Annotated in this window: 16 protein-coding genes; 3 read left to right on the forward strand and 13 right to left on the reverse strand. The window is 45.5% G+C overall.

Translation table 11 applies throughout. The annotated features are described in order from the left end of the window. The first annotated feature begins 1118 nt into the window (after positions 1-1118). The 3 genes from MJ764_RS09535 to MJ764_RS09545 all read left to right on the forward strand — a co-directional run bounded on the left by MJ764_RS09535 (position 1119) and on the right by MJ764_RS09545 (position 2809). The gene (locus tag MJ764_RS09535; RefSeq protein WP_239326462.1) at positions 1119-1517 is read left to right on the forward strand and encodes a cupin domain-containing protein; all 399 of its coding nucleotides are present in this window, start codon (positions 1119-1121) and stop codon (positions 1515-1517) included. Between the two features lie 30 nt (positions 1518-1547). Continuing rightward, the gene (locus tag MJ764_RS09540) at positions 1548-1874 is read left to right on the forward strand and encodes a carboxymuconolactone decarboxylase family protein (protein ID WP_239326464.1); all 327 of its coding nucleotides are present in this window, start codon (positions 1548-1550) and stop codon (positions 1872-1874) included. A gap of 191 nt (positions 1875-2065) precedes the next feature. Further along, positions 2066-2809, forward strand: a complete 744-nt coding sequence (locus MJ764_RS09545; RefSeq protein ID WP_239326466.1) for an SDR family oxidoreductase — start codon at positions 2066-2068, stop codon at positions 2807-2809. A gap of 437 nt (positions 2810-3246) precedes the next feature. Here MJ764_RS09545 and MJ764_RS09550 read toward each other — a convergent pair whose 3' ends face one another. The 13 genes from MJ764_RS09550 to mnmG form a co-directional block, all read right to left on the reverse strand. Beyond that, entirely contained in the window at positions 3247-3669 is a 423-nt protein-coding gene (locus tag MJ764_RS09550; protein WP_239326468.1) for a F0F1 ATP synthase subunit epsilon, read from the reverse strand. A 10-nt stretch (positions 3670-3679) separates the two neighbouring features. Next, complete coding sequence (gene atpD, locus MJ764_RS09555; RefSeq protein ID WP_239326470.1) at positions 3680-5077, reverse strand: F0F1 ATP synthase subunit beta; 1398 nt, start codon at positions 5075-5077, stop codon at positions 3680-3682. 33 nt (positions 5078-5110) lie between these two features. Beyond that, a complete protein-coding gene (gene atpG, locus MJ764_RS09560) occupies positions 5111-5986 on the reverse strand; it encodes a F0F1 ATP synthase subunit gamma (protein ID WP_239326472.1) in 876 nt (291 codons plus the stop codon). Positions 5987-6010: 24 nt separating this feature from the next. Next, positions 6011-7558 carry a F0F1 ATP synthase subunit alpha gene (gene atpA, locus MJ764_RS09565; RefSeq protein ID WP_239326474.1) on the reverse strand — a complete coding sequence of 516 codons (1548 nt, stop codon included), beginning with the start codon at positions 7556-7558 and terminating at the stop codon, positions 6011-6013. Between the two features lie 10 nt (positions 7559-7568). Beyond that, a complete protein-coding gene (locus MJ764_RS09570; protein ID WP_239326476.1) occupies positions 7569-8105 on the reverse strand; it encodes a F0F1 ATP synthase subunit delta in 537 nt (178 codons plus the stop codon). A gap of 4 nt (positions 8106-8109) precedes the next feature. Continuing rightward, positions 8110-8580: a F0F1 ATP synthase subunit B gene (locus MJ764_RS09575; protein ID WP_239326478.1), complete on the reverse strand. Its 471-nt coding sequence runs from the start codon at positions 8578-8580 to the stop codon at positions 8110-8112. A gap of 64 nt (positions 8581-8644) precedes the next feature. Beyond that, entirely contained in the window at positions 8645-8875 is a 231-nt protein-coding gene (gene atpE / locus MJ764_RS09580) for a F0F1 ATP synthase subunit C (RefSeq protein ID WP_025331627.1), read from the reverse strand. Between the two features lie 52 nt (positions 8876-8927). Next, positions 8928-9788 (reverse strand): F0F1 ATP synthase subunit A, encoded by an 861-nt coding sequence (atpB, locus tag MJ764_RS09585; RefSeq protein WP_239326480.1) that lies wholly within the window; start codon positions 9786-9788, stop codon positions 8928-8930. Then, the gene (locus tag MJ764_RS09590) at positions 9785-10117 is read right to left on the reverse strand and encodes an ATP synthase subunit I (RefSeq protein ID WP_239326482.1); all 333 of its coding nucleotides are present in this window, start codon (positions 10115-10117) and stop codon (positions 9785-9787) included. Before MJ764_RS09590 ends, atpB begins: the two co-directional genes overlap by 4 nt. 212 nt (positions 10118-10329) lie before the next feature. After that, entirely contained in the window at positions 10330-11184 is an 855-nt protein-coding gene (locus MJ764_RS09595; protein ID WP_239326484.1) for a ParB/RepB/Spo0J family partition protein, read from the reverse strand. A gap of 74 nt (positions 11185-11258) precedes the next feature. Further along, positions 11259-12038, reverse strand: a complete 780-nt coding sequence (locus tag MJ764_RS09600; RefSeq protein WP_239326486.1) for a ParA family protein — start codon at positions 12036-12038, stop codon at positions 11259-11261. Further along, positions 12035-12670: a 16S rRNA (guanine(527)-N(7))-methyltransferase RsmG gene (gene rsmG / locus MJ764_RS09605; protein ID WP_239326488.1), complete on the reverse strand. Its 636-nt coding sequence runs from the start codon at positions 12668-12670 to the stop codon at positions 12035-12037. The genes MJ764_RS09600 and rsmG overlap by 4 nt, the downstream gene beginning before the upstream one ends. Continuing rightward, positions 12667-14556: a tRNA uridine-5-carboxymethylaminomethyl(34) synthesis enzyme MnmG gene (gene mnmG, locus MJ764_RS09610; RefSeq protein WP_239326490.1), complete on the reverse strand. Its 1890-nt coding sequence runs from the start codon at positions 14554-14556 to the stop codon at positions 12667-12669. The genes rsmG and mnmG overlap by 4 nt, the downstream gene beginning before the upstream one ends. Between the last annotated feature and the right edge of the window lie 14 nt (positions 14557-14570).

The following is a 14570-nucleotide window of genomic DNA, read 5'->3' on the forward strand; positions in this document are numbered from 1 at the left end:
ATTTCATCATATGACTGTTTTTTAAGATTTTATTTTTGACACGCTTTGACTCGCTTTGCTTTACCCCCTCGCGCTTTTTCTTTTGACTACTCTCTCTTCGCCTGCTTTTGGTTCTATTCTGTATTGGTTTTGGGCTTTTTTGTATCGGCTATTCTCTAAACAATGCCTTGTACTTGGTATTGTTGTTTCTGTAATCTGTTTAGTTGTCACTTTAGTATAGTTATGATTTATCCAAAGCTATTTCAGTTGATATTAGGTGTTTATATTTTAGCGATGCTATATTCTTAGTGTCTTATAGGGTTTCTCTGTGTTATAAATTTTAGCCATTTCTCAGTTATTTCCCTTGATTGTTTTAGTTGGCACTAGAATTTTTTATGTTCTCTTTCTGAAACTGTGATTTTAAACTTAACTCGGCAAGCATCGGGTTTATTTTATTAGTTTCAGCTTTCTTCGTTTGATATTAGACATTTCCATACTACTTTCTTCATCTTGGCATTTATAAAAAATTGAGTTACCCAAAAGTTATATTTGCTGCAAAGGTTTTTACATATTGCCTAGATATCACTACAGTAAAAAATATCATCTATAGATACAATCAATTGATATTATTAATCTCTATTGATAACAATTCAGTATCAGCCGGATATTTATTAGTAGAGCACAATTATATTTATCAGCCTTTCAGCATAAGATGGCCAATACTGTTCAGATATCAAGCAAAGTTTATCAGTGCTTAAACTGCATTTCCTGCTGATGCTGCACCATACGCATACCAGTATTTTTCAGATACAACACAAAACGCATTCAGTCACATCCTTTGTGTCAAATGGTGGCTCTAGCTAGATGTTTGTTGCAGCGCAATTAGCCTCAGAATTTCACAATAGCGCACTATAGCTGGTGTTAACCCAAATATATTGGTAAACGCACAAATACTGTTTTGTTTGAAATTGTTAGTAGCCGTATTCATGTTTAAAACAAAGCTTCAATAGCAAAAATCAATATTTTAAAGAGAATGCAATAAATAATGTAACGGTCAGCAAAACTGCCCAAGATAATGCTTGAGTTAAAGTTAACTTTAGGTTTTATAATCAAATTCAGATTACAACAGGAGCAAGCACATGTCATCAGTATTCAAACAGATTTTTCCGCAAGGTATGGTTAACAGTAATTATGCACAATATTTTATTGGCCAGAGCTATTTATGCAATCTGGCCGCTATAGATGACAATGTCGATGTTGACGTTAGTAATGTTACGTTTGAGCCCGGCTGCTATAACCACTGGCACAAACACTTGCATGGATATCAGATTCTGCTGGCCACTGCCGGACAAGGCTGGTATCAGGAAGCTGGTAAGCCAGCACGTTTGCTTAACCCGGGTGATGTAGTGGTCATCCATGCTGGTGTAAAACATTGGCACGGTGCTACCAAAGAGAGCTGGTTTAGTCATGTAGCCATTACAAAAGGACAAAGTGAATGGCTCGAACCTGTAGCCAGCAGTGATTACAGCATGCTGTAATCACTCTATTTACAGGACAGGAGAAAAACAATGAAAAAGCAGACAGCAGGTCATGATCTATTAGGTGAATTTGCGCCTCAGTTTGCTCATTTGAATGATGAGATATTGTTTGGTGAAGTATGGTCACGCGAACAACAATTACCGGCACATCAGCGCAGCATGATTACCATTGCGGCTTTAATCAGTGCTGATAATTTCGAGCAGCTAAGTGCGCATTTAAATCTTGGTAAACAAAACGGTATTAGCAAAGCTGAAATCGTTGAAATTATTACCCATTTACCTTTTTATGTCGGCTGGCCAAAAGCTTGGTCTGCATTTAATCTGGCGAAAGAAATTTATTGCAGCAACGAAAAATAATTTGCGCTAGACTACGGATGGTATTCAGAAAAATTTATCTGTGTGCATTTTATTCATAGGTAGAAATCCATCTTGACAGTGATGTCTAAATTTCTTCAGCCAACATTTCAGTAAATCAGTGTAGGCATATCTGGCAAGAAAGCAAACGAATCCTTGCTCAAACAATCAGAATTCAACCAAAGGAGTAAATTATGGGCGTTCAGAATAAAGTAGTCATTATTACGGGTGCGTCGTCTGGTATTGGTGCAGCAACAGCCCGTTTGCTGACTAAAAATGGGGCCAAGGTCGTTCTGGCAGCACGCCGTGAACAGCAATTACAACAACTGCAACAGGAAATTACCCAGTCTGGCGGGCAGGCCATATATCAGGTTACTGATGTACGCCAGCCTGAACAACTACAAATGCTGGTTGAACTGGCACAACAACATTTTCAGGGTGTTGATGTGATATTCAACAATGCCGGAATCATGCCTAACTCCTACATTAGTGCGCTGCATACACAACAGTGGAATGATATGATTGATATTAATCTGAAAGGGGTACTTAATGGTATAGCGGCGGTAATGCCGATTTTTATCAAGCAGAAAGCTGGTCATATCATTACTACATCCTCTATTGCCGGTATCAAAAGCTTTATGGGCTGTGGGGTTTATGGTGCCACTAAATTTGCGGTACGCAATCTGATGGAGGTTATTCGGCAGGAAAGCGCTACCGAACAAACTAACATCCGCACCACCACTTTGTATCCGGCAGCGATTAATACTGAACTGTTGCAGAGCATCACTGATACTACAGTCTTACAAAGTATGACCGAACTCTATAAACAGGTAGGTATTAGCCCTGATGCTATTGCTCGTGTTGTAAACTTTGCGATAGAACAGCCAGAAGATACCAATATCTCTGAGCTGACTATCTACCCAACCAAACAGGCGTAAGCAGGCAAGGGATAAGTAAATGGTAGTCGCATATCCAACCTGGATGAACGGATATAGTTCTTGCTTTGTGAAAATGTGAAATTTAAAAGTCTGTTGGGCTATTAATTCCAGAAATGTACTTAATAGTCCATTAAATTTTAATTAACCCGTATATTGAAATATATTCAGATGATTGAATTCTGCAATATATTTAATCTCATATCAGCTGAAATTTCTGATAGATTGGTCAGCACTGAATTTTGGTTTTAATCGCTGTAGTGCAACATCACTCACGGAAATTGAAGCTTGATTCTTGGATTGGTCATCGTTGATATCAAACATTCATTTGTGCTGTGCCATATATTTTTCTACAAGTAGAAAAGCCCGGACAATCTGCCGGGCTTTTAAACATTTCCTTATAGTAACCAAGCCAGTTTGGTGGCTACTATTATGGCTGTTTATTTTCGATGTGTGCGCAGGTAATCCAGCGTTTTCAGTTGGGCAATTGCCGCAGCTAAAGCCACATGTGCTTTGGCCAGAGAAACATCATCTTTGGCCTCATGGATACCGGATTCGGCTGCTTTTTTAGCTTCTTCGGCACGTTGCTGATCCATTTCTTCACTGCGAACGGCCACATCTGCCAAAAGTGTTAGCTTATTCGGTTGCACTTCCAGAACACCGCCTGATACTGCCACCAGAATTTCTTCTTTCTGGCCAGGAACTGTCAAACGCAGGGCACCGGGACGCACCAAGCTCATAATGGGTTCATGGCGAGGATAAATACCCAGCTCACCTTCCAGAGTTGGCACAACTATAAAGCAGGCCTCTCCAGAATAGATGTTCTCTTCATTACTCACCACTTCCACTTGCATGGTACTCATCAAGCGCTCCTTAGTTTAGGGTTTTCGCTTTTTCAGCAGCTTCTTCAATATTGCCTACCATGTAGAAAGCCTGTTCCGGCAGGTGGTCGTATTCACCATTCAGAATTGCTTTAAAGCCAGCAATGGTATCACGCAGGGATACGTATTTACCCGGGGCACCGGTAAACACTTCGGCCACGTGGAAAGGCTGTGATAAAAAGCGCTGAATTTTACGTGCGCGGTTTACGGTTAGCTTGTCTTCATCAGACAATTCGTCCATACCCAGAATTGCAATAATATCGTTCAGCTCTTTGTATTTTTGCAGGGTAGTCTGCACTCCGCGTGCAACGTCGTAGTGTTCCTGACCAATTACTGCTGGGTCAAGCTGACGTGAAGTGGAATCCAATGGGTCTACCGCCGGATAAATACCTAAAGAAGCAATATCACGGCTCAATACCACGGTCGCATCCAAGTGAGCAAACGTTGTTGCTGGAGACGGGTCAGTCAAGTCATCCGCAGGTACGTACACGGCCTGAATAGAAGTAATGGAACCTGTTTTGGTAGAAGCAATACGCTCCTGTAAACGACCCATTTCTTCGGCCAATGTTGGCTGATAACCCACAGCAGACGGCATGCGGCCTAACAGTGCTGATACTTCGGTACCGGCCAGTGTATAACGGTAAATATTGTCGATGAACAACAATACATCGCGGCCTCTACCATTTTCGTCTTTTTCATCACGGAAGTATTCCGCCATGGTCAGACCAGTCAATGCCACGCGTAAACGGTTACCCGGTGGTTCGTTCATCTGACCATACACCATTGCCACTTTGTCCAGTACGTTGGAGTCTTTCATCTCGTGATAGAAGTCGTTACCTTCACGAGTACGCTCACCTACACCGGCAAACACAGACAAACCGCTGTGCGCTTTGGCAATGTTGTTAATCAGTTCCATCATGTTCACGGTTTTACCTACACCGGCACCGCCAAACAGACCGACTTTACCACCTTTGGCAAACGGGCACAGCAGGTCAATTACCTTGATACCGGTTTCCAGCAATTCGGTAGAGCTGGAAAGCTCATCAAATTTTGGTGCCTGCTGGTGAATGGAACGGGTGGTGCTGGTTTTGATTTCACCAGCTTCATCAACTGGATGACCCAAAACGTCCATAATCCGACCCAGAGTAGCCGTACCTACTGGTACAGTAATCGGGGCGCCAGTATTGACTACGGCCATACCGCGTTTCAGACCATCGGAAGTACCCATGGGAATGGTACGCACGATACCATCACCCAGTAACTGTTCAACTTCGAGAGTTAAATCAGTATCAACCAGTTTAAGAGCGTCATACACATTGGGAATGGAATCATGTGGGAATTCAACGTCCACTACCGCACCAATGATTTGTACGATTTTGCCTTGGCTCATTATCGCATCCTAAGTTTATTTGACCTGCACTGCTTAAACAGCAGCAGCACCGGCCACAATTTCTGACAACTCTGTGGTAATCGCTGCCTGACGCGATTTGTTATACACCAGACGCAATTCTTTAATGGCGTTGCTCGCATTATCGGTAGCGGCTTTCATTGCTACCATACGCGCAGCCTGTTCGGCAGCCATGTTTTCAGATAAGGCCTGATAAACCACAGACTCTAAATAACGGCGGACTAAAAATTCCAGCACCTGCTGTGGTGAAGGTTCGTATACGTATTCCCAGCCGTATTCCTTGCTTTCAGGTACCTGATCCAGAACATTCTGCCCGATTGGCAGCAGTGTTTCCAGACGTGCTTCCTGACGCATGGTATTGATAAAGCCGGCATAAACCAGATAAATTGCATCCAGTTTACCTTCGGCATAACGCTGAAAAATTTCCGTTAACGGACCTAATAATGTAGCTACTCTGGGTGTATCACCCAAGCCCACAGCACTGGCAATGACATTCAAACCCACGCGGTTGCATGCCGCCAGCCCTTTGCTGCCCAGACACACAACTTCGGCATCCAGCCCCTGATGATTGCATTCTTGCACTTTACTGAAGAATGCTTTCAAAATATTGGCATTTAAACCGCCACACAAGCCCTTGTCGGTAGTAATAACGATGAAGCCAACACGCTTGCTATCATTAGTACTACGCAATAAAGGTATGTTATGACTGGAATGGGTTTGTGCCAGATGGCTCATTACCAGACGAATTTTATCGGCATACGGACGCGCCTGACGCATCCGTTCCTGAGTCTTCCGCATTTTAGAGGTTGACACCATTTGCATCGCTTTAGTGATCTTTTGGGTATTCTGAACACTGCGAATTCTGGTGAGAATCTCTTTTCCTACTGCCATTTCAGACTCCTTTCAATGACACGCTTACGCCTGAAAGCTGTAAGACGATTTGAAGGTCTTCATGGCGTTGTCCAATGCTTTGGCATTATCATCGCTCAAGGCACCGGTTGCATCAATGTCCTGCAATACGTTCGGACACTGGGTACGCACATAGCCTAAAAACTCTGCTTCAAAGCCCAATGCTTTTGACACTGGTACATCATCATAAGAACCGTTGTTTATCGCCCACAAGGTCAGCGCCATTTCTCCGGTACTCAGAGTGCTGAACTGTTTCTGTTTCATCAGTTCTGTCACAACTTCACCATGACGTAGCTGTTTGCGGGTTGCTTCATCCAAATCAGAAGCAAACTGTGAGAATGCAGCCAGTTCGCGGTACTGTGCCAGAGCCAGACGAATACCACCACCCAGTTTTTTGATGACTTTGGTCTGGGCTGCACCACCTACACGGGATACAGAGATACCGGCATTGATGGCAGGACGGATACCAGAGTTGAACAGGTCCGTTTCCAAAAATATCTGGCCGTCTGTAATGGAAATAACGTTGGTTGGTACGAATGCAGATACGTCACCAGCCTGAGTTTCAATAATCGGCAGGGCAGTTAATGAACCGGTTTTGCCTTTTACTGCACCCTTGGTCAGCTCTTCTACTTCATGTGCATTGATGCGGGAAGCGCGTTCCAGCAGACGTGAATGCAAATAAAATACGTCGCCCGGATAAGCTTCTCGGCCAGGTGGACGGCGCAACAACAGGGAAATCTGACGGTATGCTACTGCCTGTTTAGACAGATCATCATAAACAATCAGCGCATCTTCACCGTTATCTCGGAAAAATTCACCCATGCTGCAACCAGCATATGGGGCAATATATTGTAGAGCAGCTGCTTCAGAAGCAGTAGCAGCAACAATAATGGTGTGATCCATCGCACCATGCTCTTCCAATTTGCGCACTACGCTGGCAATGGAAGAAGCTTTCTGGCCGATAGCTACATAAATACAGATTACGCCGGTGTCTTTCTGGTTAACAATGGCATCCAGAGCCACGGCGGTTTTACCGGTCTGACGGTCACCAATAATCAATTCGCGCTGGCCACGACCAATAGGAACCATTGAGTCAATGGCTTTCAGACCAGTTTGCATGGGCTGATCCACAGACTGACGTGCAATCACACCCGGGGCAATTTTTTCTACTGGAGCAGTGTGCGTGGCGTTAATTGGACCCTTGCCATCAATCGGACGACCCAGTGCATCAACTACACGGCCTACCAGCTCACGGCCTACCGGTACTTCCAGAATACGACCGGTACAGGTAACTTCGTCACCTTCTTTAATATGTTCTGATTCACCCAGAATCACGGCACCTACAGAATCGCGCTCTAGGTTCATGGCGAGACCAAATGTATTACCGGGAAACTCGAGCATTTCACCTTGCATCACGTCTGACAAGCCGTGAACGCGCACAATCCCGTCAGTTACAGACATTACGGTACCACGGGTACGTAATTCTGTATCTACGTTCAGGTTTGCGATTTTAGCTTTAATCAAATCGCTAATTTCAGCAGGATTAAGCTGCATGAAAACTCTCCTAATTCATCAATGCCGCATGCAGGCTGTTTAATCTGCCTTGCACCGACAAATCCAATACTCGGTCACCAACTTCTACTTTTACGCCACCAATTAATTCCGGGGCAACCACCTGATGCGCTTTCAACCGGCTGTTGAAATGGGCTTCCAGATCCACAACGACTTGTGCAAACTGCACTTTATCAATGGGATAGGCCGTATATACGGTGGCTTCTTTTATATCGTTAAGGGACAAAGCATAGTCTTGGAATAACGTATAAATTTCTGGCAAAACTGTTAAGCGTTTGTTCTGCGCCAACACGAAGATGAAATTTTTCAGTTCATCAGCAGGCGTAAAATCGACTAATGACAGGATTTCTTTTGCCTTCTGTGCATATTCGCATTCCGGCTCGTCAATCAGTAACTGCACTTTTGGTTGCAGGATAACTTCAGCCAGTGTTTTCAGTTCGTCCAACCAAGACTCAATCTGATTCTGTTCTTGTGCCAAACTGAACAATGCCTTGGCATATGGTCTGGCTATGGTTGCGAACTCAGCCATGGGATTACAGCTCCTGTTTCAGGTTCGCCAGTAAATCAGCGTGATGTGAAGGGTTAACTTCGCTGCGCAGGATGGATTCGGCACCTTTAACAACCAAATCTGCTACCTGCTGACGCAGTGCTTCACGGGCCCGATTGGCTTCTTGCTCAACATCAGCTTTTGCCTGAGCCATGATACGGGCAGCTTCTTCCGATGCCTGTGTTTTGGCATCTTCAACAATCTGCGCGGCACGCTTTTCCGCATTGGCCACCATTTCGGAGACCTGACTGCGACCCTCGGCCAAGATATCAGCAACACGTTTTTCCGCCTGAGCAAAATCGTTTTTTCCACGTTCAGCAGCAGCTAAACCTTCGGCAATTTTGTCGGCACGGGCATCAAGTACTTTGACGATGGGTGGCCATACGAATTTCATCGTAAATAGCACAAACATAACAAAAACGAGTACTTGTGCAATTAGGGTTGCGTTGATATTCACGATTAAACCTTTAGAATTTGTGTTTATTAATTAAAACAGTTAACAACCAGCAAATCCAAGTTTATCAGCCGCCGATTTTGGCGAAGTACAAGAATGATACGCCCAGGGAGATAATGAACGCAGCATCAATCATACCCATGATAATGAAGAATTTACCCAGCAATGAGTTCATTAATTCAGGCTGACGGGCAGAAGATTCCATGTATTTTGCACCCAGCATACCAATACCGATAGAGGCACCCATGGCAGAAATACCGATCATCAAACCACAAGCGATAGCGATTAAACCACCCATTTACTTCACTCCTTAAATAAAAGAAAAGAATACTACAACAAATAAATTACCCTTAATGGGAATCGTGAGCCTGACCCAGATAAACAAAGGTCAGTACCATAAAGAGATACGCCTGCAAAGCAATCACCAAGATATGGAATATAGCCCAAGCCAGACCAGCAATGATTTGCAGGACGAAGAGAACCACATCGCTAACACCAGCAGCACCAGACATACCCCAGGCACCGCCCATCAAGGCAATAACCATAAACAGAATTTCACCCGCATACATGTTACCGAACAGTCGCATACCATGCGATAGGGTTTTGGAAAAGAATTCAATGATATTCATCAAAAAATTGGGAATAAACAGCCAAACCTTGTTACCAAATGGCGCACTGAACAATTCGTGAATCCAACCACCCAAACCTTTGATTTTGATATTGTAAACAATACACAAAAATAAAACGGAAATGGCCATGGCCATGGTGGTATTCAGGTCTGCAGTAGGCACAACGCGCAGATAAGCATGATGATCACCTGTGCTATGCTGCCAAGCCCATGGCAATAGATCAACTGGCAACAGATCCATGATATTCATGAACAGAATCCACATAAATACGGTCAACCCCAGCGGAGCAATGGTCTTACGGGATTTCTCATTGTGAACCATATCCTTGCAGATACCGCCTACAAATTCAATCAGCAATTCTATGGCCGCCTGAAAACGAGTGGGTACACCTACTTTCATGCGTCGCGCTGCCACAAACATGATGGCAGAAGCGATAACACCAGTTAGGATGGAAAAAAACAGGGTATCCAAATTGAGAAACGAGAAATCAACCATATTTGTCTGATAATCTGGTGATTTCTGGGTGTAATTGATTAAGTGATGGCTAATATATTCGCCCGGAGTCATCTCTGTGCCGCTCATAGTAACAATCTTTTTCTAAATGTGAACAATCCAGCCTGACTGACTAGTATCAGTCCTGTCAGGTAAGCAAACCAGTTAACAGCAGAATAGCATACATACACCAGCAACATCATCAGGCATATCATGAGGATTTTGCTGATTTCTGCCATTAACAGTGTTGCAGGTAATAGCGCCGGTAATTTTTTTGCAGCGATAATGGTTAATATCGCCAGTAATGTTGGTATCAGGTAACTCAGGCCACCCAATACTGCTGACCAGATAGCAGAATAATTCCACAACCATGCAGACACGCAAATTGCGGCAAACAACATGACTGTTTGCCAAAACATGATTGACTTCATTCTGTTACTCTGGAAAACACTACGGTAAGCTGCGCTAATATAATCAACTAATACAATATCGTCAAGTGATTTTGTGAAATTTCGTTAACCAATCTTTCGCTAATTGATTAATTTTTCTATATATTTCTATAACATTAACATTGTCAGAATTATTAACTAAACTGAAAAGTATTTGCGCAGTTAATCTCTGTTTCACAGGCTTATTCCAGCCCCAACCTTTGTAATATATGGCTTAATGTTTCAGGATTATCAAACTGCAAAATAATCCGGCCACTGCGCTGATTCCGGCTTTGTACCTGCACAGGTACGGAAAAACGCTGCTCTAGTGCGGCTTCAATTTGTTGTATTTCGCTGCTTTTTTCCGCCGGATGACGTGTGTCAGCCTCTGGTTTGGCCTGTGCCTGTTGGCAACGGCGTTCTACTTCCCGTACTGACCAGCCATTTTGTGCTGCTTTTTGTGCCAGATCAATTTGTTGGATAACCGACAGGGTTAATAAAGCACGTGCATGCCCCATTTCCAGTTGTCGACTGTACATCAGATCCTGAACTGGCTGGGGCAGATTAAGTAAGCGCAGGCTGTTGGAAATGCTGCTGCGGCTGCGTCCAACTGCTTTGGCAACTGTATCATGAGTGAGGCCGAATTCATCTACCAGACGTTTTAAACCTTGCGCCTCTTCAATGGGATTGAGGTTCTGGCGCTGGATATTTTCAATCAGCCCCATGGCTAGGGCAGCTTCATCGGAAATGCTTTTAACGACTACGGGAATTTCCTGCAACTGTGCCAATTGTGCAGCACGCCAACGGCGCTCACCGGCAATCAGCTCGTATTGCTGCAAACCCATTTCGCGCACGATTACCGGTTGAATAATGCCCTGAGCACGTATTGACTCGGCCAATTCCTGTAAGGATTCATCATCAATCTGAGTGCGCGGCTGGTAACGCCCGGGAATAATATCGGTAATCGCTACTCTGGTTAAACGATCTCCACCGGTGATGTCACTGCCGGAACCGAGTAAGGCATCCAAACCTGCGCCCAAACCTTTTGCTTTTACCATGTATCACTCTTTAAATTTGTTGGTTGACTCTATTATCTGCTACGTCGATGCTGTTGTTAGGTTGATAAGTGATTTTATGCCTGTTTCACTGCTGTACGCACCAAAATCTCATCGGCAAGTGCCAGATAGGCTTTGGTGCCGGTAGCTCGTGGGTCATATTGCAGTGCCGGCATGCCATGACTAGGTGCTTCGGCCAAACGGACATTACGCGGAATAGGCGTGCTGAACAGTTTATCCGGGAAATGGGCACTTAGCTGTTCATCTACCTGTTTGGCCAGCAGGCTGCGCGGGTCATACATTGTGCGGACAATGCCCAGAATGTCCAGTTGCGGATTGATTGCCTGACGGATTTTACGCACAGTGGCAATCAGGTCGGAAATACCTTCCAGAGCATAATATTCACACAACATGGGTACAATGATGTGTCGTGCCGCTACTAAGCCATTGATGGTTAGTAAGGTTAATGTTGGCGGGCAGTCGATAATAATATAGTCGTACTGGCTGACTACCTGTGCTAGGGCATTTTTTAGGCGCATTTCGCGAGCCAGTTCCTGCACCAACTCGACTTCGGCACCTGCCAGAGCCCGATTGGCCGGCAGGACATCAAAGCCACCATTTTGGGCAGGGATAATGGCGGTGTGAATTTCTTCATTGCCCAGCAATACGGCATAAACTCCGCTGGTTACGTTGCCTTTGTTAATACCGCTGCCGGTAGTGGCATTGCCCTGAGGGTCGAGGTCAACAATCAGAACTTTGGATTTTTTTTCTACCAGTGAAGCAGCCAGATTAACGACGGTGGTGGTTTTACCCACACCACCCTTCTGATTGGCTACGGCAATAATATGTGCGCTCATGGATGATCTTTCTTGCGTACCAACACCATATGGCGTTCTGCATCCAGATGGGGAACGCTGAGTTTGTCTACCCGAACCAATTCTACATTTTCTGGCAGGCGCTCAATTTCTTCATACGGATACACGCCTTTCATGGCCGCCCAGTAACCACCTTTTGCCATTAGCTGCTTGGTGATGGTGACAAAGTCGCTTAATTCGGCAAAAGCTCGGCTGGTAATGACATCAAACTGTTCACCCACCATAGCTTCTACCCGTGCGGTAATCACCTGTACGTTGCTTAAGCCCAGCTCGATAACTGCCTGTTGCAGAAATGAGGTTTTTTTGCTGTTGGCGTCTAGGAGGGCTACGGGTAAATCCGCACGGGCAATGGCCACGGGGATTCCGGGCATGCCGCCACCACTACCGACGTCAATCAGACCACGGGCGTGCTCTACATAGGGTAACAAGGTTAGGCTATCGAGAATATGATGGCTGATAACATCCTGATCGTTACGCAGTGCAGTCAGGTTGTAGGTGCTGTTCCATTTTTTTAACAGTTCTACAAATGCCAGCAACTGTAATTGCTGTGGTACTGTCAGGTTGATATTCATCTGCTGCAAACCTTGTTGCAGCATGGCTTTCATGTCACTCATGCTGTTTTTGCTCCTTCAAAACCCCGTCTCAGATGGACCATCAATAATGCTACCGCTGCTGGCGTGATGCCGGATATACGTGATGCCTGCCCTACAGTTTCGGGGCGGAACTGATTCAGTTTTTGTTGTACTTCAGCGGAAAGGCCTTTCACCAGTGTGTAATCGATACTGACTGGCAATTTTAGTTTTTCCAGATTCTGGCGGTGACTGATTTCATCGTTTTGCCGTTCGATATAGCCCTGATATTTTGCCTGAATTTCTACCTGTTCTGCGGCATCTGTACTGAGTATTTCCTGCTGCGCATTTGGCAAAGTCATTAAGGCGGCGTAGCTGACATTTGGCCGGCGTAACATGTCCAGCAGGCTTGATTCCTTACTTAATGGCTGCCCCAGTACGCGCTGCTGTTCACTCATGGGCAGATTCAGTGGGGTATACCAGGTATGGCTTAGGCGTTGCAGTTCACGCTCTACCGCTTCCTGTTTCTGCTGGAACATTTGCCACTGTTCATCACTCACCAGCCCTACTGCCCGCCCCAGCTCGGTTAGCCGCATATCGGCATTATCTTCGCGCAGTTGCAGGCGGTATTCGGCACGGCTGGTAAACATGCGATAGGGTTCGGTTACACCCTTGGTAATCAAATCGTCAACTAGTACGCCTAAATAAGCCTGATCACGCTGCAACACCAGTGCTTCGGCTTCACGGGTATAAAGCACTGCATTGGCTCCAGCCAGTAATCCTTGTGCGGCAGCCTCTTCATAACCGGTGGTACCATTAATTTGTCCGGCAAAAAACAGGCCGGCTACACTTTTGGTTTCCAGACTGGCCTTGAGGTTGCGCGGGTCGAAGTAATCATATTCGATGGCATATCCGGGGCGCAGGATATGTGCATTTTGTAATCCGGGCATGGAATGTACCAGCTGCAGCTGGATATCAAACGGCAGGCTGGTGGAAATACCGTTAGGGTAATACTCGTGAGTGGTTAGTCCTTCCGGTTCCAGAAAAATCTGATGACTGTCTTTATCGGCAAAACGGTTGATTTTGTCTTCGATAGAAGGACAGTAGCGTGGCCCAACCCCTTCAATCTTGCCGGTAAACATCGGGCTGCGGTCGAAGCCACTGCGAATAATGTCGTGGGTATGACTATTGGTATGGGTAATCCAGCAGGAAATCTGCTGCGGGTGCATGGCACGGCTGCCACGCACGGAAAATACCGGCGCCGGATTATCACCCGGCTGCTCTTTGAGCTGACTAAAATCAATGCTGCGGCCATCAATCCGTGGCGGGGTGCCGGTTTTCAGGCGCCCCTGCGGTAAATTCAGCTCTTTCAGGCAACCAGACAGACGCTGGGCGGCCGGGTCACCGGCACGGCCACCGGCATAGTTTTCTAGACCAATATGAATTTTACCGGCCAGAAAAGTACCAGCGGTCAGCACCACTGCTCGGCCTCGGAATGAAACACCCATTGATGTCATCACGCCAACGGCACGGCCATGTTCTACAATAATATCTTCGACCTGTTGCTGGAATAATTGCAGATTCGGCTGATTTTCCAACACGGAGCGGATAGCCGCTTTATATAAAATACGGTCAGCCTGCGCGCGCGTGGCGCGTACTGCTGGCCCTTTTGAGGCATTCAGACGCCGAAATTGAATACCACTGTGATCGGCTGCCAATGCCATTGCGCCACCCAGCGCATCCAGTTCGCGCACTAGATGGCCTTTGCCGATGCCGCCAATAGACGGATTGCATGACATTTGTCCCAGCGTTTCGATATTGTGGGTAAGCAATAATGTATTTGCGCCCATGCGTGCAGCGGCCAGAGCTGCCTCTGTACCGGCATGGCCACCACCTACCACAATTACATCGTATTCAATCGGATAATTCATTTTGACAACAGTTG

The organism is Snodgrassella gandavensis, from assembly GCF_914768025.1.
GTDB classification, from domain to species: domain Bacteria; phylum Pseudomonadota; class Gammaproteobacteria; order Burkholderiales; family Neisseriaceae; genus Snodgrassella; species Snodgrassella gandavensis.

Coding starts and splice junctions, on each gene's coding strand:
- MJ764_RS09535 (WP_239326462.1), top strand. CDS start 1,119: ATGTCATCAGTATTCAAACAGATTTTTCCGCAAGGTATGGTTAACAGT.
- MJ764_RS09540 (WP_239326464.1), top strand. CDS start 1,548: ATGAAAAAGCAGACAGCAGGTCATGATCTATTAGGTGAATTTGCGCCT.
- MJ764_RS09545 (WP_239326466.1), top strand. CDS start 2,066: ATGGGCGTTCAGAATAAAGTAGTCATTATTACGGGTGCGTCGTCTGGT.
- MJ764_RS09550 (WP_239326468.1), bottom strand. CDS start 3,669: ATGAGTACCATGCAAGTGGAAGTGGTGAGTAATGAAGAGAACATCTAT.
- atpD (WP_239326470.1), bottom strand. CDS start 5,077: ATGAGCCAAGGCAAAATCGTACAAATCATTGGTGCGGTAGTGGACGTT.
- atpG (WP_239326472.1), bottom strand. CDS start 5,986: ATGGCAGTAGGAAAAGAGATTCTCACCAGAATTCGCAGTGTTCAGAAT.
- atpA (WP_239326474.1), bottom strand. CDS start 7,558: ATGCAGCTTAATCCTGCTGAAATTAGCGATTTGATTAAAGCTAAAATC.
- MJ764_RS09570 (WP_239326476.1), bottom strand. CDS start 8,105: ATGGCTGAGTTCGCAACCATAGCCAGACCATATGCCAAGGCATTGTTC.
- atpE (WP_025331627.1), bottom strand. CDS start 8,875: ATGGGTGGTTTAATCGCTATCGCTTGTGGTTTGATGATCGGTATTTCT.
- atpB (WP_239326480.1), bottom strand. CDS start 9,788: ATGAGCGGCACAGAGATGACTCCGGGCGAATATATTAGCCATCACTTA.
- MJ764_RS09590 (WP_239326482.1), bottom strand. CDS start 10,117: ATGTTTTGGCAAACAGTCATGTTGTTTGCCGCAATTTGCGTGTCTGCA.
- MJ764_RS09595 (WP_239326484.1), bottom strand. CDS start 11,184: ATGGTAAAAGCAAAAGGTTTGGGCGCAGGTTTGGATGCCTTACTCGGT.
- MJ764_RS09600 (WP_239326486.1), bottom strand. CDS start 12,038: ATGAGCGCACATATTATTGCCGTAGCCAATCAGAAGGGTGGTGTGGGT.
- rsmG (WP_239326488.1), bottom strand. CDS start 12,670: ATGAGTGACATGAAAGCCATGCTGCAACAAGGTTTGCAGCAGATGAAT.
- mnmG (WP_239326490.1), bottom strand. CDS start 14,556: ATGAATTATCCGATTGAATACGATGTAATTGTGGTAGGTGGTGGCCAT.